21 protein-coding genes are annotated in these 22,738 nt (G+C 53.1%); 12 read left to right on the top strand and 9 right to left on the bottom strand.

Translation table 11 applies throughout. From position 1 onward, the window contains the following. Positions 1-15 precede the first annotated feature (15 nt). From NSU18_RS25030 to NSU18_RS25050, 5 genes are all read left to right on the top strand, one after another. Positions 16-1,113 (top strand): hypothetical protein, encoded by a 1,098-nt coding sequence (locus tag NSU18_RS25030; RefSeq protein ID WP_341150318.1) that lies wholly within the window; start codon positions 16-18, stop codon positions 1,111-1,113. A 127-nt stretch (positions 1,114-1,240) separates the two neighbouring features. Further along, positions 1,241-1,951 (top strand): type 1 glutamine amidotransferase, encoded by a 711-nt coding sequence (locus NSU18_RS25035; protein ID WP_341016778.1) that lies wholly within the window; start codon positions 1,241-1,243, stop codon positions 1,949-1,951. 29 nt (positions 1,952-1,980) lie between these two features. Next, positions 1,981-2,778, top strand: coding sequence for a dihydrodipicolinate synthase family protein (locus NSU18_RS25040; protein WP_341016779.1), 798 nt, complete (start codon positions 1,981-1,983; stop codon positions 2,776-2,778). Positions 2,779-2,850: 72 nt separating this feature from the next. Beyond that, positions 2,851-3,435, top strand: coding sequence for a DUF421 domain-containing protein (locus NSU18_RS25045; RefSeq protein WP_341016780.1), 585 nt, complete (start codon positions 2,851-2,853; stop codon positions 3,433-3,435). A gap of 56 nt (positions 3,436-3,491) precedes the next feature. After that, the gene (locus tag NSU18_RS25050; protein ID WP_341016781.1) at positions 3,492-3,965 is read left to right on the top strand and encodes an OsmC family protein; all 474 of its coding nucleotides are present in this window, start codon (positions 3,492-3,494) and stop codon (positions 3,963-3,965) included. 26 nt (positions 3,966-3,991) lie between these two features. Here NSU18_RS25050 and NSU18_RS25055 read toward each other — a convergent pair whose 3' ends face one another. The 4 genes from NSU18_RS25055 to NSU18_RS25070 all read right to left on the bottom strand — a co-directional run bounded on the left by NSU18_RS25055 (position 3,992) and on the right by NSU18_RS25070 (position 9,562). After that, complete coding sequence (locus tag NSU18_RS25055) at positions 3,992-5,410, bottom strand: sensor histidine kinase (protein WP_341016782.1); 1,419 nt, start codon at positions 5,408-5,410, stop codon at positions 3,992-3,994. 2 nt (positions 5,411-5,412) lie between these two features. After that, the gene (locus NSU18_RS25060; RefSeq protein ID WP_341016783.1) at positions 5,413-6,099 is read right to left on the bottom strand and encodes a response regulator transcription factor; all 687 of its coding nucleotides are present in this window, start codon (positions 6,097-6,099) and stop codon (positions 5,413-5,415) included. Positions 6,100-6,114: 15 nt separating this feature from the next. Continuing rightward, on the bottom strand, positions 6,115-7,587 hold the full coding sequence (locus tag NSU18_RS25065; RefSeq protein WP_341016785.1) for a hypothetical protein: 1,473 nt from the start codon (positions 7,585-7,587) through the stop codon (positions 6,115-6,117). Positions 7,588-8,149: 562 nt separating this feature from the next. Continuing rightward, positions 8,150-9,562 carry a glycoside hydrolase family 1 protein gene (locus tag NSU18_RS25070; protein ID WP_341016786.1) on the bottom strand — a complete coding sequence of 471 codons (1,413 nt, stop codon included), beginning with the start codon at positions 9,560-9,562 and terminating at the stop codon, positions 8,150-8,152. Between the two features lie 139 nt (positions 9,563-9,701). Here NSU18_RS25070 and NSU18_RS25075 point away from each other — a divergent pair, with 139 nt between their 5' ends. Beyond that, positions 9,702-10,673: a LacI family DNA-binding transcriptional regulator gene (locus tag NSU18_RS25075; RefSeq protein WP_341150319.1), complete on the top strand. Its 972-nt coding sequence runs from the start codon at positions 9,702-9,704 to the stop codon at positions 10,671-10,673. Positions 10,674-10,970: 297 nt separating this feature from the next. Here NSU18_RS25075 and NSU18_RS25080 read toward each other — a convergent pair whose 3' ends face one another. The 4 genes from NSU18_RS25080 to NSU18_RS25095 all read right to left on the bottom strand — a co-directional run bounded on the left by NSU18_RS25080 (position 10,971) and on the right by NSU18_RS25095 (position 14,087). Then, the gene (locus NSU18_RS25080) at positions 10,971-11,096 is read right to left on the bottom strand and encodes a hypothetical protein (protein ID WP_341016788.1); all 126 of its coding nucleotides are present in this window, start codon (positions 11,094-11,096) and stop codon (positions 10,971-10,973) included. Between the two features lie 5 nt (positions 11,097-11,101). Further along, on the bottom strand, positions 11,102-11,800 hold the full coding sequence (locus NSU18_RS25085; protein ID WP_341016789.1) for a DUF6710 family protein: 699 nt from the start codon (positions 11,798-11,800) through the stop codon (positions 11,102-11,104). 257 nt (positions 11,801-12,057) lie between these two features. Further along, positions 12,058-13,017: a carbohydrate kinase family protein gene (locus NSU18_RS25090; protein WP_341151098.1), complete on the bottom strand. Its 960-nt coding sequence runs from the start codon at positions 13,015-13,017 to the stop codon at positions 12,058-12,060. A gap of 29 nt (positions 13,018-13,046) precedes the next feature. Beyond that, complete coding sequence (locus NSU18_RS25095; RefSeq protein ID WP_341016791.1) at positions 13,047-14,087, bottom strand: LacI family DNA-binding transcriptional regulator; 1,041 nt, start codon at positions 14,085-14,087, stop codon at positions 13,047-13,049. A gap of 335 nt (positions 14,088-14,422) precedes the next feature. Between NSU18_RS25095 and NSU18_RS25100 the strand changes: the two genes are divergently transcribed. The 4 genes from NSU18_RS25100 (at position 14,423) to NSU18_RS25115 (ending at position 19,408) form a co-directional block, all read left to right on the top strand. Then, on the top strand, positions 14,423-15,361 hold the full coding sequence (locus tag NSU18_RS25100) for an ABC transporter permease (RefSeq protein ID WP_341018591.1): 939 nt from the start codon (positions 14,423-14,425) through the stop codon (positions 15,359-15,361). 12 nt (positions 15,362-15,373) lie between these two features. After that, a complete protein-coding gene (locus tag NSU18_RS25105) occupies positions 15,374-16,255 on the top strand; it encodes a carbohydrate ABC transporter permease (RefSeq protein WP_341016792.1) in 882 nt (293 codons plus the stop codon). Between the two features lie 18 nt (positions 16,256-16,273). Beyond that, positions 16,274-17,893, top strand: a complete 1,620-nt coding sequence (locus NSU18_RS25110) for an extracellular solute-binding protein (RefSeq protein ID WP_341016794.1) — start codon at positions 16,274-16,276, stop codon at positions 17,891-17,893. A gap of 63 nt (positions 17,894-17,956) precedes the next feature. Then, entirely contained in the window at positions 17,957-19,408 is a 1,452-nt protein-coding gene (locus NSU18_RS25115) for a glycoside hydrolase family 32 protein (protein ID WP_341016795.1), read from the top strand. Between the two features lie 154 nt (positions 19,409-19,562). Here the strand turns inward: NSU18_RS25115 and NSU18_RS25120 are convergent, their stop codons facing one another. Then, the gene (locus NSU18_RS25120; RefSeq protein ID WP_341016796.1) at positions 19,563-20,036 is read right to left on the bottom strand and encodes a DUF2798 domain-containing protein; all 474 of its coding nucleotides are present in this window, start codon (positions 20,034-20,036) and stop codon (positions 19,563-19,565) included. A gap of 132 nt (positions 20,037-20,168) precedes the next feature. Here NSU18_RS25120 and NSU18_RS25125 point away from each other — a divergent pair, with 132 nt between their 5' ends. Then, the gene (locus tag NSU18_RS25125; protein ID WP_341150320.1) at positions 20,169-20,585 is read left to right on the top strand and encodes a MarR family winged helix-turn-helix transcriptional regulator; all 417 of its coding nucleotides are present in this window, start codon (positions 20,169-20,171) and stop codon (positions 20,583-20,585) included. A gap of 279 nt (positions 20,586-20,864) precedes the next feature. Then, positions 20,865-22,694 carry an APC family permease gene (locus tag NSU18_RS25130; protein WP_341151099.1) on the top strand — a complete coding sequence of 610 codons (1,830 nt, stop codon included), beginning with the start codon at positions 20,865-20,867 and terminating at the stop codon, positions 22,692-22,694. Positions 22,695-22,738: the final 44 nt, after the last annotated feature.

Consider the following 22,738-nt stretch of genomic DNA (forward strand, 5'->3'; position numbering starts at 1 on the left):
ATGGAGGTCATACAATTGAACAAGCAAAAGTGGTCTGTTACTATGGCAGTTGTTCTATGCTCAGGCGGTATATTCGCATTTAGCGGACTTCTTGTCCCCAGTCTGGCGAACTCGGCAGTCATCGCGAAGTACAGTACGGCGACCCAGGTCAATGCTAAGGCAAGTCCGGCTGAAGACGCTATTCCTGTACTGAAGGTGGAGGCAGCCGTGCCGGTGTCTACCGTAAATGATGATCTGCTGCTGGAGCAGATGACAGAGGAAGAGATACAGCAAATCTACGACTATATGGAGCTTCCGGGTGACCCCCACAGTTCAGGCCGGAACATGACCGAAGCGGAGACCAACCGCTGGCTGGTGCTGGAGGATCAGTATGTGTATGATGGTGTGCGGCCACAGAAGCCATTGCCGCTACAGGCGGGGCAAGGAGAGGTGTATTTCGATATAAAGAACAATACGTACCATCAACCGGAGCACACCTGGACGGATGAAGAGATGCTGCAAATGATTGACTGGTACTACCGGCTTAATCTTGTGGCCTCCAAACGTAATATAACTGCCCCTCCCGTTGCCGTACCGGATAAATTCAGCCAGGCTGAAGTACAGGCGAGGGCAGCTGAAAGTGTGCGCAAGCTGTTCGATGCCGATGTATCCAAGCTGCAAACAAATGTTATGCTGATTCAACCGGACTATAATTTTGGCAGGCCTTCCTATTGGACAGTTCACTCCGCTCCATATAAGTCACGTACTTTGCGTGGACAAGGCCAGGAATACTGGCAATATGATGTGCGGATTGATCCGGACACCGGGGTGGTGGTAGATACGACAGCCTTTAACTCTGTTATTAAAAGAACCCCTATCGATGCGGCAGCAGCGGCTGCCGTTAAGAAGGATGACAGCTGGATAAAGGAAGCAACCCGGATTGTAAAGGACAAGCAGGGAGAGAAAAGAAAGATAGTGAAGGCGTATCTGACGGACACCGAGAAAAACAATAAACGCGGAATGGTAGCCGTGGATGTGTTACTGGAAGACGGCAGCAAATATAATGCGGAATTACGCTATCCGGGTAAGCAGCTGCGTTGTCTGATCTATGAGCCTGCCGATAAGGCTAAATAAGCAGGAAGCTGAGCGGTTATAGAAGTGAATTTGTCCTGATGATCAAGTATTTCTTGATTCATCAGGATTTTTTGTTACATTGTAGATAGAAGATGATCGTATAAAAAATGTAAAGCGGGTGGAGTGCATGAGAATTCATTGCTTGCAGCATGTTCCGTTTGAAGCGGCGGAGGAAATCTCAGGTTGGGCAGTGGTCAAGGGGCATGAGCTAACAACAACACGGCTGTATGAGAGTCAGGCTCTGCCTGCTATCCGGGATTTCGATATGCTCGTGGTGATGGGCGGCCCGATGGGAGTATATGATGAAGCACTATACTCTTGGATGACGGCAGAGAAAGCCTTCATTAAAGAAGCGATCCACTCGCATAAGCTGACGCTGGGAATCTGTCTGGGGGCGCAGCTTATTGCTGAACAAATCGGCGGAGAGGTCTACCCTAACAAGTGGAAGGAGATCGGCTGGTTCCCTGTCAGGCTAACGGGAGATGCGCAGGCTTCTGCCTTTTTCAAAGGGTTCCCGGAGCAATGGGTGCCGTTTCACTGGCATGGAGATACCTTCAGTCTGCCTGCCGGAGCGAGGAGGCTTGCTTCCAGCCTGGGCTGTGCCCATCAGTGTTATGAATATGAGGATTATGTAGTCGGCCTGCAGTTCCATCTGGAGGTTAATGAATCCAGCATCCGCAAAATCATTACAAATTGTGCCGGAGAGCTGGAGCCTGGCGAGTATATTCAAGCACCGTCCGAAATGACAGATCAGGCAGAGCGAATAATAGCGTCTAATACCCTGCTGTTCATACTCCTGGATGCGATGGAAGAGAAGTATTTGTCCAGAACTTCTTAAGTACAGCTACTAACAGTAAGGAGTGTAATATGAAAAGATTAAATGTAGCGATCCCTACGCCTTTTCATAAGGATGAAGGTCTGAATGTAGAAGGATTCGAAGCCATTGTCGCCTACCAGAAGCAGAATGGTATCGAATCGCTGCTTATCTCAGGAAGCACCGGTGAGCAGCATTCGATGAGTATCGGGGAGAGACTGGAGATCATTGAGTACTTCAATCAGCAGCGATTCCAAGGGATAGAGCTGGTCTTCGGGGCTTCAGCTATCAGAACCCGGGACGCGGTAACGCTGGTGCAGGCGCTGGAGACATCGGTGATGGATGCCATTATGATTGGCTTCCCGCCCTACATCCGGCCTACGCAGCAGCAGGCAATCGCTTATGTGGAGGAGCTGCTTAGTCACACCTCTAAACCTGTTGCTCTCTATAATAATCCGGGAAGAACCGGATTCGATCTGACCCCGGAGTCGTTGTACACATTAATCCGCCGTTATCCGAACATTGTAGGGTATAAGGAAACAGGCGATTTGCAGCGGCATGCGGGGGTGGAGTACCCGGAGGAATTCATTCTTTTTGCTGCGGGGGATATGAAGCTTGTGGAGAATTTCGACTCAGGCCCTTGCAATGGTCTCTCCAGTGTGGCTGGAAATATATACCCCCGGGAGATCAAGGCCGCAGTGGAGCGGCTGCTGCGGCAGGAACAGGTGGAGGCTGGTCCCATCGAAGAGCGGGTCTCCCGGGTGTTCAACGGCCATGCCCTAATTAACATCAAACAGCATTACAACAGCATAGGCATTCAAGCGGGTGTCTGCCGGGCACCCCTTCTCTAATCCTACAATGAATATTAATCTCCTAAATGACAAAAAATAGCTGGAATCAACCCTATCAAAGGAGACCTGGCTATGCATGAAATCTGGAGTGAAATATGGAAGGCGCTGGTCCTGATTGTAGTTGGAATGCTGGTGCTTCGGCTTGCCGGACGGAAATCTATCTCGCAAATGACCATTCCAACGACGATCGCGATGATCTCGATAGGAACCATTATTGTGCAGCCGATAGCGGATCACAGTATCCTGATTACCATAGTGGCAGCAGCAGTCTTCATTGCTGTATTAATCGTGGTGGAATGGCTGCAGGTACGGTGGAATGCTTTTGAGCGGCTGATTAAGGGGCCTGCGGTTATTGTTATTGCGGAGGGACAGCTTCAGCCTAAGAATCTGAGGAAGCTGAGGTTAACCGTCGATGAGCTGGAGATGAGCCTGCGGGGACAGGGCATCTCCAGGCTCAGCGATGTTAAAACGGCGACGATTGAGCCTAACGGCCAGCTGGGATATGAACTGCAGGATTCCGCAAAGCCGGTCACTATGGCTCAGGTAGAGGCGCTCTTTGCTAAATATCTGGGCGGAAGCGGTCCGGCGAACGAGGCTGCATATCTGGATCAGCCTGATCCGCAGACGGGGCTTTTTGAGGAGATTAAGTTGCAGTAGAGGTAAGAACGGCTGTAAATTATGCTAAGCAGAAAAGAAAGAAAGGAAGTAATGAGATGAAGCATCCTTTTCACCTGAAGGCGGTATGGAATGGAGGGCGTAACAGCGAAGGGCATATAGATGCAGGAGGACTGCGTACGGTCATATCGATTCCGCAGGAGATGGGCGGACCGGGAACCGGCACGAACCCGGACGAGATGCTGCTGGGCGCAGCAGCGACCTGTTACCTGATTACCCTGGCCGCGATGCTGGAGCGTTCGGAGATTGTTCCAGAGGGGCTGACTCTGGCGTCTGAGGCGACAGTAGATGTCACGAATAATGTGTTTACGTACGAGCGGATCGTGCATAAGCCCAGCATTCTGCTTCAGGCTGATGCGACACCGGCGCAGCTCAAGCTGGCAGAGCGGTTGGCACATAAGGCTGAAGTCTCATGCATGATCTCCAGAGCCGTGGCCGGGAACGTCGTTATAGAAGCTAAGCCAGTAGTGGAAATTGCTTGTGAGAACGGACAAGCCCGGATAGAGTCATAGAAGCACAGCGGAATACAAAGCTAGAGCTACTCTGTTGAGGCAAAATGCTGCTCCACCTCGTAGCGCGGCAGCTCTACAATTACCGTGGTTCCCTCGGTGAATTCGCTCTCGATCCGCAGCTGCCCGTCATGCAGCCCGATAATTTCTTTGCAGATGGCGAGGCCCAGGCCGCTGCCGGATTGACGGGAGCGGCCTTTGAAGAATTTGGTGCCAAGCTGTGCCAGATCCGCAGCCTCGATGCCTTCGCCGTTGTCAGCAACGGTGACGGTTATCCGCTCACCTTCCAGCACTGCGGTAAGACGGATCTCACCCCCCGCAGGGGTGAACTTGAACGCATTATCCAGCAAATTGACGAAGACCTGCTTCAATCGGTTAAAATCACCGTCCACCGGCAGCGGCTGATCGGGAAGGTCGGCATATAGGCGAATCTGCTTCGTCTGCCCCCGGTATCTGAACTGCAGCAGCAGATCCTCCAGCAGGCCTCTGAGATCATATGGCTGGCGTACAATGCGGATCTCTCCGGCCTGGAACTTGGAGAAGTCGAGCAGATCCTCCACCAGGCCGATCAGCCGGTCTGTCTCCCCGGTCATGACTTCAAGACCCTGGAGCGTCTCTTGCCTGTCCGACAAATCACCGACCAGCAGCGTCTCCCCCCAGCCTTTGATGGAGGTAAGCGGGGTCCGCAGCTCATGGGTGACGGAGGAGATGAAATCATATTTGAGCTTCTCGCTCTTGAGAATTTCCTCCGACATATAATTCAGCGTTACCGCAAGGGTGCCGACTTCATCGTCATACCGCCTCTCTGCCCGGACGGCAAAATTACCGGTGGCCATTTCCTTGGCGACCCCGGTCAGTTGCTGGATCGGCCCTACGATCCGTTTGGCGATAATCAGGCTGAGCATGAAGCCGAATCCAATGACGAGCAGCCCGATGACGGCTGCATTGAGCGCGATCCGCACAATAACATGATATAAAGGCTCTGCCGAGACCGAGTAACGCAGCAAGCCAATTGTGCTCCCCGACTCCTTCAGCGCGATAGAGACCGCCATAATTCGTTCCCCGTTCACCGGCTTGATGCTCTGAAAGCTTCCTTTGCCGCTGGACAGAGCTGCTCTGACATCAGGGGTATTCACCTGCTCTGTACTGGAGAAGCCGAAGGAATTGATGACCACTTGCCCGGCCGGAGTCAGCACTTCCACCTTACTGCTCTCCTCAGGGGAGAGATTCTCCAGAATATAACGCGCCCGTTCATTCAAGCTGTAGCTCTCCAGATACTTATTGAAAAAGGTCGCTGAAGTCGTGGCCCTTGTATTCAATGTCTCCATCGCACTGCCCAGATAATAGTAGTGGACAGCGGCAATGAACACCCCCTCCAGCAGCAGCACGATCAGGAGCAGCATAAGGGTAATATAGACGATAAGTCTGGACCTGATTCCCTTCAGCACGATTAGCCCCTCCAAATATATCCGAATCCCCACACCGTCTCAAGGAACTGCGGCCCGGAGGACTCCTGTCCGATCTTCTGGCGGATTCGGCTGATATTCACATCTACAATTTTAAGATCCCCCATGAAGTACTGCCCCCATACGGCGGTTAGAATATCGTCCCGGTTCATGGCCTTGTTCGGCTGCTCCATCAGCAGCTTAACGATCATAAACTCGGTTGGGGTCAGCGGGATATCCTGCCCGTCCTTCAATAATTTCCGTTCATCAAGCATCAGAATAAAAGGCGGAAGCTCGATGAGATTCTCTTGCGGCAGCGCTTCTCCAGGATACATCCGGCGGTAAAGCGAGCGCACCCGGGCGACCAGCTCCACCGGACTGAAGGGCTTGACCACATAGTCGTCTGCGCCGGATTCCAGGCCCATGACCTTGTCGATTTCCTGGCTTTTGGCGGTGAGCATAATGATTCCCAGCCGGGGGAACTGTGCCCGCAGCAGCGTACACACCTCGAACCCGCTGAGTCCGGGCAGCATCAGGTCGAGAATCGCGATGTCGAAATCCCTCTGCTCCCGGGCAATGCTCAGCGCCTCTTCACCGGTAGAAGCCTCCGCGATCTCGAAGCCTGCCCGTTTAAGGTTGATGCACAGCAGATCACGGATCGGCTTCTCGTCTTCCAGTATCAGCACTTTCATGAACAGCTCTCCTTCTTATTGCCGGGGCTTCTGGGGTGTGCCGGCCAGCTGAACGACTTCATCCAGTGTCAGCTTCAGCTGATTATAATTCTGCAGATCGGCCCCTTGCAGCTTGCCGGCGGCATCCGCTGCGGGCATTACGGCAACGAACAGGGTAGGCTCCGTGTCATTATTAGAGATCCCTTGCTCATACAGCAGCGTATATTCTCTATTCTCAGCCTTCAGCTGGACCTCTGCGGCAGCCCAGGCCTTCTTCGTCAGCAGGCGAAGCTCAAGCAGCGGAGCCGTCACAGCAGATCCGGCATTCTTATAGCTGAACTGGAGTTTCTCCCATGGCTGCGGTGATTCTCCCGGAACCTCCAGCAGGGTCTGGCCCGCCCAGGACTTGGGAATATGGAAGTTGAAGCCCCAGCGGTCGAACTGCTCCTGCACAAAGGTCAGGCGGGACTGTCCGTCCCACTGATAATATTTGGTGATGAATGGGGTCGCTAAGGGAGCCATGCTCTGCGTACCGGCAGGCGGTACCAGGAAGCCGAACTCCAAGATCCCGTCATTGTTCACATCCAGGCTGGACTGCGGGTAGTCCTTGATTGCAATACTGCTGCTGCCAAGCAGGTCAGGAGAGACAGCTGGCGGAGACAGCACCAGATCCTTGCTTGCAGCGAGCGCGTTACGCTGATAATCATCTGTTGCCAGTATATCAGTAAATCTGTCTTTTTCCCAAATCAGAAGTGAAGTATAGGAAGCATGTGCGCCAATGGCGGCATCGATGACGATTGCGTCCCGTGTAGGGGATGCCTTGCCGAACTGGGCTTCGATCACATTACCGTCCAGCCTCTGGTCGGATAAAGTCTGCAGCGTACCGTCCTTGAGCCGGAGCAGCAGGAGATGTGTCTCACGGATGTTATCCGTGGTGTAGGTGCTCTGAAGCAAGGCAATGTCGGTATGCCCGCTCCCGGTCAGGTCGCCAAGGACCAGCTGGTCGTAAGGCTGCTTAAGCAGCTCGTTCAGCTTGCCGCCGCTTAGGCTGTAGACCGCCAGCTCTTTGCTTAATCCCTCTCCGCCGCCGTATCCGAGCAGCAGCTCCTCCGCTCCGTCACCGGTAACATCTGTGAAGGACACTTCATTTAATTCGCTGCCCACCCCGGTAAGGTTAGCCAGCTTGGTCCAATTGCCGTTCTGCTGTGTGAGGAGGAGGGTGTTGATTTCATAATCGGTTTTGTCTGTTTTGTAGAAAGCCAGGAGTTCCTCCTGCCCATCCTTGTCCAGGTCCTGTAATTGAATCGCACTGCCGGATGCCGAGTGGATGGGTACCGTTAAATGCGCGTTGGCCGGTAGAAAGGATCGGACGATTCCGGTAAGATTGCCGTCGTTACTCCCCTGTGACGGGGCTTGAAGCAGATCACTCGGCGTCTTCATGGTGCCACAGCCGGAGGCGATCAGGCTTAAGAATAAGAGGCTGCTAAGGCCGAAGGTATATTTGTTCATTACAAGTTACGCTCCTTAGGATTCATCTGTGGCTAGTATATCCTAACCTTTTGGGGAATTAGTTTCAAAATGGTAAAGGGGGATAAGTGAAGATATAAATATGAGATGGAATATGAGATGGAATATGAGATGAAATGACAGAAACGCAAAGCTTAAACTCGTCGACTGCGGTGAACATTTGGACTTTCGGCCGCTGTTGTATACAGATTTCTTGATTCAAGCCGCTGTTTGCGGTTGAAATCCGTATACAAAGGCGGGCGCTATCGCTCCTACAGTTCCAAATTTCCCCTCCGCTCCTTCCCGCTTTTTGTTAATGGCGTATTCAACTGAAATTGATATCTTCAGTTATCGGGGGAGGGGCAGGCAAAGACGGCGGAATGGGCCGCTGTCGCTACCATTCCTACAGTCTAATCCAGGCTGGGCGGAATGGGCATTGCAGCCTGTATCTGAAGCCATGAAGAACGCAAGATGTTATCTTTCCATATGCAAAAAAAGGCTGTCCCAATCAGCCTTTGTAAGGCTTTTCGGGACAACCTGTATTGTCATGGCTATTCTATTCGCCTCAGCGCCGCAGGCTCTGCCCGTTGGTAGCAATAACCTCCTTGTACCAGTGGAAGGATTTCTTGCGGTAACGCTCCAGGGTTCCGGTATTGTCGTCGTGGCGGTCCACATAGATGAAGCCGTAGCGCTTACTGAGCTGTGCGGTTGACGCACTGACCAGGTCAATGCAGCCCCATGAAGTGTAGCCCATGAGTTCAACGCCGTCCTCGATGGCTTCGCCAACCTGCACCAGATGGTCATTCAGGTACTCGATCCGGTAGTTGTCATTCACGGTCGGCACGCCGTCTTCGCCGGTAATCAGCTCGTCCTTGGCCCCGAGTCCATTCTCCACAATAAACAGAGGCTTCTGGTAACGGTCATAGAACATATTGAGTACATAGCGCAGACCCTGCGGGTCGATCTGCCAGCCCCATTCGGAGGCCTTCAGGTATGGATTGGCCGCTCCGCTGAACAGGTTGCCTTCCTGGGTGCGTTTGCTGGGATCTCCAGTCTCACAGATGCTCACATAGTAGCTGAATGAGATAAAGTCAACGGTATGCTTAAGAATGTCTGCATCTCCAGGCTCCATGTGAATCTCAATGCCATTCTCTCTGAAGTAACGTTTCATATATCCAGGGTACACGCCTCTGGCATGCACATCCCCGAAGAAATAGTTCATATGCTCTGACTTCATGGCCGCAATGACATCGTCCGGGTTAGGTGTGAGCGGGTACGTAGGCATGCTTAGAATCATACAGCCGATCTGGGCCTGCGGGTTGATCTCATGTCCGATTTTGACCGCAACGGCACTTGCAACCAGCTCGTGATGAATGGCCTGATACAGATCCTGCTTGCTCAGCTTGTCCTTAGGTGTATAGATCCCGCCGCTCATGAACGGCTCGTGCAGGATGGAGTTGATCTCGTTGAAGGTCAGCCAATACTTGACTTTGTCCTTGTAGCGGGTGAATACCGTTCGGGCATACCGTTCATAGAAGCCGACTAATTGCCGGTTCACCCAGCCGTCATACTGCTTGGACAAGTGCAGCGGAGTTTCGTAGTGGGAGAGGGTCACCAGCGGCTCGATACCGTATTTGTGACATTCATCGAACAGGTCGTCGTAGAATTGCAGGCCTTGCTCATTAGGCTCCAGCTCGTCGCCGTTCGGGAAGATCCGGGACCAGGCGATCGAGGTGCGGAAGACCTTGAAGCCCATTTCGGCAAAAAGCTTGATATCTTCCTTGTACCGGTGGTAAAAGTCGATGCCGACCAGCTTCATATTATCCTCGGTAGGCACCTCGGTGATGGGGCCCTTGATTCCTTGTGGAGCTACGTCCTGGGTGGACAGGCCCTTTCCGTCCTCGTTGTATGCGCCTTCCAATTGGTTCGCAGCGACTGCGCCGCCCCACAGGAAGCCTTCAGGAAATGGTGTATTCATCGATAATCCCGCCTTTTATTAGTTATGGATTCAGATATGGTAAGCTGTTCATAGGTCCTATAATTCCATGCTAAATGTTGTAACGCGTTACATGTCAAGTATTATTATAAAGATGAAAATTTATGTAAGGAGAGCCATCATGTCGAATCTGGATCAAATCGCTAAACTGTCGGGATTCTCCAAAGCTACGGTATCGAGAGTACTGAATCGTTCTCCCCATGTGAGCCAGGCAACGCGGGAGATCATTCTGAAGATCATGGAAGAGCTGGACTATGTGCCGAACGGCAATGCCATCTCCTTGTCCAGAGGGGAGACCATGCAGATCGGGATGGTGACGGAGGGGATCAACGAGGTGATGCTGCCCTTCCTGAACAGCTTCGTGGAGACTGCGAGCCGGCACGGATATCAGACGATTATCTATACCTCCGGGGGCGATCCGGCCAAAGAGCTGCAAGCCTTCGAGGATATGCGGCGCAAAAGAGTCGATGCGCTCGTCATCAGTACCTGTGTTAACGATCAGGCGCTCTTGGGCTCCTATTGCAAATACGGGCCGATTGTCTCCTGGCAGCGGATGGAGCTTCCTGAGATTCAGAGTGTAGCCATGAATCAATATGACGGATATATGCTAGGGCTTGAACATCTGATTGAAAAGGGGTATACGCGGATTGCCAATGCCTGGGGCCGGCCGGCCAGCATGAATACCTCCGGGCGGATACAGGCCTACCGGGATGCTGCCCGCAACTATCATCTGGAGGTGAACCCGGAATGGTCGCATACAGGGATCTTTTCCATCCGGCAGGGTGAGGAGCTGATCCGCAGGCTGCTGATGATTCCAGGCGGGCCTCCGAATGCCATCCTCTGCGCCAATGATATGGTCGCGGCAGGGGTGCTGAGCGAAGCCCGAAGACTGAAGGTGAAGGTGCCAGAGGAGCTGGCGGTGGTCGGCTTCGACAACACGGAGCTGGCCCATACGCTAGGGATCACTTCGATTGATAATCCGATCGCTGCACAGGCACAGAATGCGCTGCATCTGATTCTCTGTAAGCTGAAGGGGGGAGAGGCGGAGCAGGAGCCGCTGGAATTTCAGCTGGTGGAGAGAACTACTACTTAAAAACGCCGAGAATGTTCGATTTGGACAGGAGGATGCATAGAAAATAATATTTGGCTCAGTACATGGGCCATAATCCCAAGAGATAAGGGGAGGAGTTGCGGACTCCAGCGCGCTTATTTACTGAATTCTGCGTAGTTTGTCCGGGCAAAGGACTCCAGTGCGTTTATCACAACATTGCTGGACGGAATTCGGCTGAAGCTCAGTAAATAGCTGCATCTGAGTCCGCAAGCCTCGTGAAGTCCTGCTTGTTGCGGCAATTAAGCGCACCTGAGTCCCGAAGGGTTCGCTTGCTAATAACTACATAGCAAGTGTGGGGAATCCAATTATTTCCGGAATAACCACCACCACATCGCCACCGTCACTACCCATCGTCACCGCCATCATCATCCCCACCGCCACTGTTAAGATCTCCTTCCGCAGCATGTTCCTCAGAAAATAATCTTCTGCGCCGCCATGATCCGGCCGATCTCAAAGATGGCGGCACATTCCACGAAATGAACCTCGGAGATGATCGAATGATCATGCGTTCTGTAGTAATACCTGCCGTCGGTGTACACGTGATCATAGATGAGACTGATGTCATACACTGAGGTGGGGTAGAGCTCCCCTTCGCCCTTGGCGATTCCCGCCGTTATGGAGTGATGGCCTGAGCCTTCCACGAAGGAAATGCCGAGAGGAAGCCATAGGGTAACCTGATGATCCTTATCCTGCCGCCAGCTTCCGTTCAGGGTGCCTTCACCGATGCGGATCAGGCTGTCGCGCAGCTTGCGGGGAACCCAGGGGGAGGGGAAGACCAGGTCACGTGCCAGGTTGATGATCCTGCTGCTATTGTCGATCTGCCGCATCAGGAAGTGGAAGCTCCGTCCATCCAGCGTAACCTCGGCCCATTCATCAAAGAACAGGTTGTCCGAGAACATCCGCTCCATCTGATTAACCTCCCCGTAGAGCGCGGGCATCAGCATAAGCTGGCTCTGGATACGTCTGCCGATCAGCCGGATGAAGTCCACAACCGGGTGGGTCTCCGGCTGGAAGTAGCCATAATTAATATCGTAATAAAAGCCGAGATTCTCATTGATTAAATCCTTGGCAAACGCCATGAGATTATCGAATTCTTGTTTCGCACTCATGCACCTACTGCTCCTTCAGTCGTATGATATTGTGCTTATCATATTACGTGCCAAGCTCCTGTGTCTGTGATGAAAACAGCAGGTAAAGATTGGTTTAGCAGCGACTCCACAGCGGTTCTCCGGCACCGGTCCTGGCAGCAATAAAGCTTACTACACAAAAAGGTGTTCCCTGGCCGTCTGCAATCAGACGGCTAAGGAACACCTTTTGTAATACTAAGGTACCAAGACCAGATACCGATACATCTAAGCTCCTGAGCTTACCCGGCATACTCCTGGACCTCGTCCAGTGTCGGCAGCGCAGCAATCGCCCCGATCTTGGTGCAGACGATCGCCCCCACCCGGTTGGCGAAGGTGACGAAGTCCCGCTGCAGCTCCGCGCTGCGGGTGAACTCTGCCGGATGGGCCAGCTGGCTGATCCGGCAGAGCAGTGCTCCGATGAAGGCATCGCCGGCACCGGTGGAATCGATGGACTCTATGGTAATGCTTGGGACCAGCAACCGGGAGTCCGGGGAGGAGATGAGGGTGCCATCTTTGCCTAGAGTAACAGCTACTGCTCTGGCTCCCCATTCATGCAGCAGATCGAGGGCAGCATTGCAGTCCGCTTGGCTTGTAATCAGCTGCAGCTCCTCGTCGCTGACCTTCACCAGATCGGCCTTGGAGATACCGTCTCTGGACAGCGTAATGAATTCCTCCTGCCGGCCGGCCCACAGGTCGCCCCGGTAATTGGGGTCGAAGGAGATGAATTGCCCATTCGCCTTCGCATCATCCATTAGCGTTATATACACTTCGCGGAAGGGTTCGGCGAGCAGGGCAGTGGCCGAACCGAAGTGAAGCATGGAAGCGTCCTGTACAGCTGCCCGGTCAAGCTCTTCGAGCCTAAGCAGCTGGTCTGCCCCGCGGTGGAACACAAAATCGCGTTCCCCGCTGGCTGACCGTGAGACGAAAGCCAGTGTAGTTGGTGCTGCGGGATCAAGCAGCAGCATTGAGGTGTCTACGCTCTGTTCTTCCAGCGTCTGCTTCAGGAAGAGGCCGAAGGGATCGGCTCCGACCTTGCCGAGGAAGGCGGAGTGACCGCCGAGCCGGGCGATGGCTGCACTTACGTTCGCTGGTGCCCCGCCCGCCTGCTTGGCGAAATGACGTCCTTCAGTCAGGCTTACGTCCGCCTCGGTGCAGAAGAAATCAATGAGCAGCTCGCCCACACAAAGGACTGTATTCATGGATTGCACGATAGTAACCTCCTGCGGAATTAGTTCGGAACGGGAGTAGAGTCTCTGAATAGAACGTCAGTGGCGACATGTGTGACCTGATAAGGCCGGGCCGGGTCCTTGATTCTGGAGAGCAGCATCTCAGCCGAGACAATCCCCATATGGCTGCTGTAGATATGTACGGTCGAGAGATGAGGCTCGATGACCCGCGATTCCGAAGCGTCATCGAAGCCGCAGACCGCTACCTGCTCGGGTACCTTGACCCCTCTGTTCTTAAGCGATTTCATCACGCTGATGGCAATGAAGTCATTCGCACAGATGAAGGCGGAGGGCCACTGGCCGAGCGCCTCCAGCTGCTGATCCATCCAGTTCGCCTCCAGCAGGTAATCCTTGTCCTGGCCGACAATGCAGGATTCGGGATCCAGCGGGATACCGGCTGAGGAGAGGGCGCGGTTGAAGCCGGTCCACCGCTCATGGAAGCTGCGGCAGTGGTTATAATCGCCGACGAATCCGAAGCTCTGCACACCGTGGTCTATCAGCTTACGGGTCATCGCATACACGCTGTGTTCATTCTCCATGAGCAAGAGATCCGCCTTCAGCTCAGGGTAGACAATGTCCGCCGCGCAGTCGATGAAGATCGTGGGGATACCGAGGCCGGTAATCAGCCCGCTGTACTCCGTATTGAACATTTCAATACAGATAATCCCGTCCACATTAGAGGGCTCGAAATTACCGGGCAGAGCCATGGCGTTAATATCGTTCTCCCGGACAAAATAAATGGACAGGGTGTAGCCCTCTGTGCTGATGCGCTTCTCCAGTCCGCTGAGCAGCTGGGAGCCGAAGTGGGAGCTGTTGGGCAGGTTGCTGGTCAGGAGAGCGATATTGCCCTGCTGCTCGGAGGGGCTGCCTGCGGTCTCCATATAAGAGAATTGTTTATATTTAAGCTCGGCGGCCTTGCTGAGTACCTTCTCCCGGGTCTCTGGAGGAACGCTCTCTGCGCCGTTCAATGCCTTGGAGGCCGTGTTTCTGGAGATTCCCAGGGCATCGGCAATGTCTTGAATGGTGACCTTGGCTTTCTTCATCACTGTGTTCCACCTTTAATTCCCCATATTTGTAGTCTCTGTTACCTAATATATAGCATAACAGCAAAATTGACAACGTAATTTTACAAATGCACAAATTATATTTACATATTCAAGTGAATAATAACTAGTGAATGCTTGTTTTATATGTATTTGTTACATTTGCATCGTATTATGCACGAATTTATTTATTTTTTTGCACAAAATGCATTGACTTCTTGTCAGATTCTCTGATAAATTGTAAATGCAAAACATGGTCAAATGTAAAAATGAAAACCTATTCATTAGGGGCGAATGCAAAAAATTAAGAAGGGGGAAGAAGATTGGCAAATCCGATGGCTCAACCCGGGAGAACAGGGCTCACCAGGCATAGGTCGTGGCTAAGCTATATGCGCCGGAATTATATCCTGTATTTATTCTTGGCTCCAGCTGTAATTCTCACGGTTATATTCAAATACGTTCCAATGTACGGCGCGATGATAGCCTTCAAGGATTTCAGCCCGCGCAAAGGCATCATGGGCAGCGCATGGGTGGGCTTCGAGCACTTCCAGCGGTTCCTCTCCTCGCCGAATTTCTACGATATTCTAATGAACACGCTTAAATTAAGCGCCTACGGGCTGATTCTGGGTTTTCCGGTGCCGATTGTGCTGGCGCTTATGCTGAACCTGATCCGCAGCGCGAAGCTGAAGAAGAACATCCAGCTGATTGTGTATGCGCCTAACTTTATTTCGGTCGTGGTTGTCGCAGGGATGCTGTTTGTCTTTCTGTCGCCGACAGGGGTGGTGAACGCGCTTATTACTGCTTTTACAGGGAAGCCGGTGTCCTTCATGAGTGATCCTGCTTACTTCCGCAGCGTGTATATTCTGTCAGGCATCTGGCAGACAGCAGGCTGGTCCTCGATTATCTATGTAGCTACGCTGGCGGGTGTAGATCCGCAGCTTCATGATGCGGCGACGATTGACGGCGCTTCCCTGCTGAAGCGCATCCGCCACATCGATCTGCCCGCGCTCCGGCCGGTGATGGCCGTGCTGTTCATCCTTGCCGCAGGCGGCATCATGTCCATCGGCTATGAGAAGGCCTTCCTGATGCAGACAGCGCTCAACACTCCTGCCTCGGAGATTATTGCCACCTATGTCTACAAGGTGGGTTTGCAGGCGGGCGATTATGCCTATTCCACCGCTATCGGATTATTCAATTCCGTCATTAACGTAATCCTGCTGGTCTTCGTCAATACGGTCGTCAAGCGGCTGAACGAAGGGGAAGGGCTGTATTAAAAGGAGGAAAGTATGGATATTCAATATTCCGGGAAGGACCGGATTCTGCTTGTTGTCACTTATCTATTGCTTGGCCTGTTCATCCTGGTCATTCTGTTCCCGCTGGTATACGTCGTGCTGGCCTCCTTCTTAACACCGAATGTGCTCATTACGAAGGGGCTGGCTATTGCGCCGTCGGACTGGACGATTACAGGCTATGTCCGGATTCTCAGCAACGACGCGATGATCCGCGGCTTCTTCAACGCCTTGTTCTACTCTGCCGCCTTCGCGCTGGCTACGGTATTCTTCTCCGTCTTCGCGGCGTATCCGCTGTCTATTGAGGGGCTGGCCGGGAAGCGGCCGGTGATGATCTTCTTCCTGATTACGATGTTCTTCGGCGGCGGTCTGATTCCGACCTATCTGGTCGTGAAGGATCTGGGGATGCTGAACACGGTGTGGGCAGTGATTCTGCCGGGGGCGATCAGCGTGTTCAATATTATTCTGGCGAAGACCTATTTCCAGGGTCTGCCCAAGGAGCTGTTTCAGGCGGCGAGTATTGACGGGGCTTCGGATCTGGGTATTTTTTTCCGGATTGTCCTGCCGTTGTCGAAGCCCATTATCTTCGTGTTGGCCTTGTATGCCTTCGTGGGGCAGTGGAACTCCTACTTCGATGCCATGATTTATCTGGACGATTCGCGGCTGTTCCCGCTGCAGCTGGTGCTGCGTTCGATCCTGATTCAGAATCAGGTGCAGCCCGGCATGATTGCCGATGCACTGGCCCAGGCGGAGCTGAAGAAGCTGTCTGAAATGATCAAGTATTCTTCGATCGTCATCTCCAGCCTGCCGCTTATTGTGATGTACCCGTTCTTCCAGAAGTACTTCGAGAAGGGTGCTATGGTCGGCTCCATTAAATAATAATAGGGGGAATCTCATATGAAAAAATCATTGCAAACCCTGTCTGTGCTGGCACTCTCGGCTTCCGTGCTTGCGGGCTGCGGCGGCGGAGACGGTAATTCCTCGGCCTCTAAGGATTATAAGCTGGAGAACGTGACGCTGCCGCTTAAAGAGAAGGTATCGCTGCATTTCATGTCTCAGAGCTCCGCGCTGGCGCCTGCCGATCCGAACGAGAAGCTGATCTACAAGCGGCTGGAGGAGAAGTCCGGGGTCCACATCGATTTCACCAATTACACGAACGACGCTTTTATCGAGAAAAGAAATCTGGCTGTAGCCAGCGGCGACCTGCCGGATGCGATCATCGACGCTGCTTACTCGGATTATGATCTGCTGACCCTGGGCAAGGACGGAACGATTGTGCCGCTGGAGGAGCTGATTGAGAAATACATGCCGAATCTGCAGAAGGTGCTGGCTGCCGCGCCGGAGTACAAATCGATGATGACCGCGCAGGACGGGCATATCTATGCTTTTCCATGGATAGAGGAGCTGGGCTCCGGCAAGGAGAGCATTCATTCGGTCAACGGGATGCCGTGGATCAATGTGGAGTGGCTGAAGAAGCTGGGACTGGCTATGCCAACCACGACGGAGGAACTGAAGCAGGTGCTGGTCGCCTTCAAGAATGATGACCCGAACGGGAACGGCCAGAAGGATGAGATTCCCCTGTCTTTTGTGCTGAATAACAGCAATGAGGATATGAACTTCCTGTTCGGCTCGTTCGGTCCTGGGGATAACGGCGATCACACGGTGGTTACCAATGACGGCAAAGTGGTCTTCACCGCGGGCCAGGACGGATATAAAGAGGGCATTAAGTATCTGAACGAGCTGTATGCGCTCGATCTGATCGATGAAGAGGCGTTCGAACAGGATTACAATACCTATCTGGCCAAAGGGCAGAGTGAACGCTACGGCGTCTACTTCCAGTGGGATAAATCCAATATTACCGGCTTCAATGATAAATATGATCTGATGCAGCCGCTTGCCGGGCCGGACGGAGAGGTTAATGTGACCCGGACGAATAACTTCGGCTTTGACCGCGGACGGATGGTGATTACAGGCTCGAATAAGAATCTGGAGCTTACCGCCAAGTGGATTGACCAGCTCTATGAGCCGCAGCAGTCGGTGGAGGATAACTGGGGAACGTATGGGGATGAGACGCAGCAGAATATTTTTGAATACGATGAATCGGCCAAAATGCTGAAGCATCTGCCGCTGGAAGGCGCGGCCCCGGTTGAATTGCGCCAAAAGACCAGCATCGGCGGACCGCTGGCGATTCTGGATGAATACTACGGTAAGGTGACCACGAAGCCGGATGATGCCGCTTGGCGGCTGGACCTCATGAAGGAGAGACTTGTACCTTATATGAAGGCTGATAATAACTTCCCGCGTGTCTTCTATTCGCTGGAGGATCAGAAGACGCTCACGAATATCGAGACGGACCTGTTCGCTTATGTCAACCGCAAGCGTGCGGAATGGACCAAGACAGGTAAAGTGGAAGAGGAATGGAACGATTATCAGGCAGAGCTGTCCAGACTCGGGCTGGACAAATGGCTGGAGATCAAGCAGGCCGGATATGACAGCTACCTTAAGAACAAGGGCTGAGATTGCACTAGCTGCAGCACATGAAGAACAGATAACCTATAAACAGATAAAGGTGGTAATGGAGTGGAGATTATCGGGAGAACCATACACAGGCCGGCGCTGCATTTTACGCCGGGGCAGCATTGGCTGAATGATCCGAATGGACTGGTGTACTTCGAAGGGGAATATCATTTGTTCTATCAGTATCATCCGCATTCCTCCATCTGGGGGCCTATGCACTGGGGTCATGCTGTAAGTAAGGACCTGATCACCTGGGAGGAGCTGGACATTGCGCTGTATCCGGACGATCACGGCTATGCGTTCTCCGGCAGCGCAGTCGTAGATTGGAAGAACACGAGTGGACTGTTCCCGGAGAAGCCGGGTATCGTTGCCATCTATACCAGTCATCTGGAGCCGACGGAGACGTCGCCTTCCGTGCAGAGACAGAGCCTGGCCTACAGTCATGACAATGGCCGGACCTGGAGCAAGTATGCAGGTAACCCGGTGCTGGCGCATCCTTCCAAGGCTGACTTCCGTGATCCGAAGGTGTTCTGGTCCGAGGCCTACGGGAAATGGATGATGGTGCTGGCGACGGATCAGACGATCACGTTCTACTCCTCGCCGGATCTGCGGGAGTGGAGCCTGGAGAGTGAATTCGGCGAGGGTGCAGGATCGCATGATGCAGTATGGGAATGCCCGGACCTGTTCCAGCTCCCGGTGGAAGGGACAGAAGACAGCAAGTGGGTGCTGCTGGTCAGCATCGGTGATAACAGCGGGCAGAGATATGGCTCGCGGACGCAATATTTCGTCGGCGGGTTCGACGGCTCCGTCTTCACGCCTGAGCACAGCGATATCCGCTGGCTGGATTACGGCAAAGACAATTATGCCGGGGTCAGCTTCTCGGGTATTCCGGCAGCGGACGGGCGGCGGATCTTCATCGGCTGGATGAATAATTGGCGATATGCCAATCAGATTCCAAGCCAGGGCTGGCGCGGCGCGATGACGATTCCGCGGGTGCTGACGCTGCAGAATGCAGAAGGCAGGACCTTGATCCGCCAGCATCCGGTAGCGGAGCTTGACCGTTACTTTGCGGCAGAGTCTGGGACATTGCCGGAGATGCTGCTGATACCGGGCGAGCCCCAGGATATCAAGTGCAAGGATTCAGCCCTGGAGCTGCGGCTTGCGCTTGCGGACAACGAAGCGGAAGAATTCGGTCTTATTATTCATCATACCGCTACCGAGTATACCGAGCTCGTCTATTCCGCTGCCGAAGGTACTTTCACCCTGCGCAGAGATCAGTCCGGCGAGACCGGCTTCTCCGAGATATTCCCCGATCCCCAGTACGCCATAGGAATTGGCAGCCTGGAGAACCTGCGTATCCTGCTGGATACCTGTTCGGTGGAGGTATTCGTTAATGACGGCCTCGCCGCCATCACCAGCCTGATCTTCCCCGGAGGCATCTGCTCGGGCCTGAGCTTTTATGCTAAGGGCGGCAGTGTACGGCTGCGGGAGGGACGCTTGTCTTTCATGGAATAAATAATCAATAGGATGAACCCGGGACAAGGGTGTTCCGCACAGCCGTGAGATCATGGCTGGCGGAACACCCTTGTTGGTGTGGCGGGAACACCGCAGCCATGGCCTCACGGACATGCACGTATACGGGAATGTGGGGAGCTGGTTTCAGTCAGCCTTAGATGCCCGGTGCTGCTGTACGGACCGGAAACATCCGGCTGAACAGGAAGCGGATCAGCGGACCGGCCACCAGCAGCTGGAGCGGCAGGGCGCAGATGAAATTAAGCCCCAGGATGGAGAAGTAATGCCGGAAGAAGTTGCCCCCGAATCCGAAGTGTGCTAGTGTGCCGTATAGAGACATGAGGATGACCATGCCGCAGACCATGAAGCACGAGATCGTCAGTACTTTGCGGATCTGGGGTGCGGACGGCTTCACTATTTTGAAGGCCAGCCCTTTGGCAATTCTGCCTACCACCACAATATCGCAGAACAGGGCAACGGCAAGTGCCGGGAGCAAGCCCGCAGCCACATCCATAAACAGTCTGCTGTTGAATCCGTTCGCTATAATCACATTGTAAAAAGACATAAAGACAACCATGCAAAAACACATCATACTGGTGAAAATTAAAGCTTCTTTTTTGTTACTGCCCATGTTACAGAACTCCCTTAAATGTAGGTTTTTCAAACTTCACTTATAGTAGCAGCAGGAAGGATTATTGTCAACCTGGTTGACAATATGGGCAAGGGGTACCGCAACTGCATTTCTATCATGGAGGTCTTGTAAATGAATGAATACATAAGCGGATTGAATCTGGTCGATATGATTAGCGAAAAGCATAAGGTGCTGCGGGACAAGGTGAACCAGATGAGCGGCGAGCCGCTGAATAAGACGGAGACGCATATTCTGGCGATGCTGGAGCAACACGGCATTCTATCCATTTCAGAGATCAGCAGACTGATCAGCATTTCCCGCCAGGGGACACAGAAGACGATCAACCATCTGCTGGCCGAAGGTTATGTAAATACAGCTGTTAAGGAAGGGAACAGCCGGGACAAGCCTATCGTGCTCACTGCGAAGGGGACAGCGGCTTGCCGGAGTATGCTGGAGATCAAGCAGAAGATTGAGGCCGAAATCACGGCCCGGATCGGCAGGGAGCAGGCGGAGCTGCTGCGGACGCTGCTTATACAGGACTGGCTCTGAGACGGGCTGAAAATGGCTGAATATAGCAAAAAAAGCTGAAATAAGCAATTGGGACGGAGCGGAAAGCCTGCTTGGTCCTTTTTGCTGTGTCTTTCGGCGGATTACATTTATTATTCATGGTTTGGTGTTTGTCTAGGATATCTGCATATATACAGATGGTGATAAAAGAATTAATGTAGTATCGAACGGCAGCAAAAATAGTGTATGTATCCAGTTAAAGGTCCAGATTGTATTCGTACATCAGGGGTAATATAACTTAAAAAAAGTCGGTGAGTGATGATGATGTCTTCGGTAAAAAGGTTCCTGATCGGACGGCCGCTAAAGTCCAATCAGCTGGGAGAACAGAAGCTTAACAAAACCAAGGCCCTGGCCATCCTGTCCTCGGATGCCTTGTCCTCTGTGGCTTATGGTCCGGAGCAGATCCTGCTGGTGCTGATCACGGTAAGTACAGCCGCATTCTGGTACTCCATTCCGATTGCAGGCGGGGTACTGGTGCTGCTGCTGGCCCTGATACTCTCCTATAGGCAGATCATCTTCGCCTATCCCCAGGGCGGCGGGGCTTATGTCGTATCCAAAGAGAATCTGGGCAAATATCCGGGTCTGATTGCCGGGGGCTCCTTGCTCGTCGATTATATACTAACCGTAGCGGTCAGTGTCTCTGCGGGAACGGATGCAATCACTTCAGCATTTCCGAGCCTGCATCCTTACAATGTGCTTATTGCCATCATCTTCGTATTGCTGATCACGACACTTAATCTGCGCGGGGTCACCGAGTCGGCATCCTTCCTTGCGTATCCGGTCTATCTGTTCGTCCTGGCGATGTTCATTATGATCGGGCTGGGCCTGTTCAACGTGCTGACCGGAAGAGTACCGGCGGAGCTTCATACCTCACTCGGAACGCCGGTGGCCGGAATCAGCCTGTTCCTGCTGCTGCGGGCGTTCTCCTCGGGCAGCTCGGCGCTGACGGGGGTCGAGGCCATATCGAATGCGATCCCCAATTTCAAGGCGCCGGCACCGAATAATGCAGCCAAAACGTTGGCGGCGATGGGGATTCTGCTCGCGCTGTTATTCTCAGGCATCGTCTTCCTGGCCTATTATTACGGCATTGCTCCGCGCGAACAGGTCACGGTGGTGTCCGATATTGCCGAGCATGTCTTTGGCCGCAGCTTCATGTATTATGTCGTGCAGGGAACGACAGCCTTAATTCTGGTATTGGCGGCGAACACCGGATATTCCGCGTTTCCGCTGCTGGCTGTGAATCTGGCGAAGGATAAATTCATTCCCCGGATGTTCACCGTGCGCGGCGACCGGCTGGGGTATTCGAACGGAATTCTCAGCCTGGGCATCTTGTCGATTATTCTGATCATTGCCTTTGAGGGGCGGACCGAGCATCTCATTCCGCTCTATGCCGTCGGGGTCTTCATCCCGTTCACTCTGTCGCAGACGGGCATGATCGTCAAATGGCTATGCCACAAGCCGGAGGGCTGGCTGCCTAAGCTGATCATTAATGCGATTGGGGCGCTGATCAGCTTCGTTGTTACCATGATGTTCTTCCTGACCAAATTCACGCAGGTCTGGCCGGTGCTGGTCTTCCTGCCGCTGATTATCCTGTTCTTCTACCGTATCTACAAGCATTATGAATCGGTTGCGGATCAATTGCGGATCGCCACCTGCGGTGAGCCCCCGCTGGCGATTGAGGGGAATATCATCATTCTGCCGGTGGCTGGTATCACCCATGTGGTGGAGAATTCTCTGCGGTATGCCAAGTCGCTGGGGGCAGAGCAGATCATCGCCGTCCACATCCCGTTCGAGCGGGAGGATGACGCTATATTCGAAGAGAAGTGGAAAAAATTCCATCCGGAGGTGCGGCTGGTGACGCTGTATTCGCCTTACCGCAGTATCATTCATCCATTATCCAAGTTCATCGATACGGTTCAGCGCAAGGCAAGCGAGTCCAATTATCAGGTGACTGTCATCGTCCCTCAATTCATACCGAAGAAGGGCTGGCATAACATTCTGCATAACCAGTCCAGTCTGCTGATCCGCGCACATCTGCTGTACCGGCGCAATGTCATTATTACTACCGTCCCTTATCATTTGAAAAAATAACAGGATTATGCGCAGGGAAGCCTCCAGCTTACGGATATCCGCAG

The sequence above is a fragment of the Paenibacillus sp. FSL H8-0048 genome (assembly GCF_038002825.1).
Lineage (GTDB): Bacteria > Bacillota > Bacilli > Paenibacillales > Paenibacillaceae > Paenibacillus_AQ.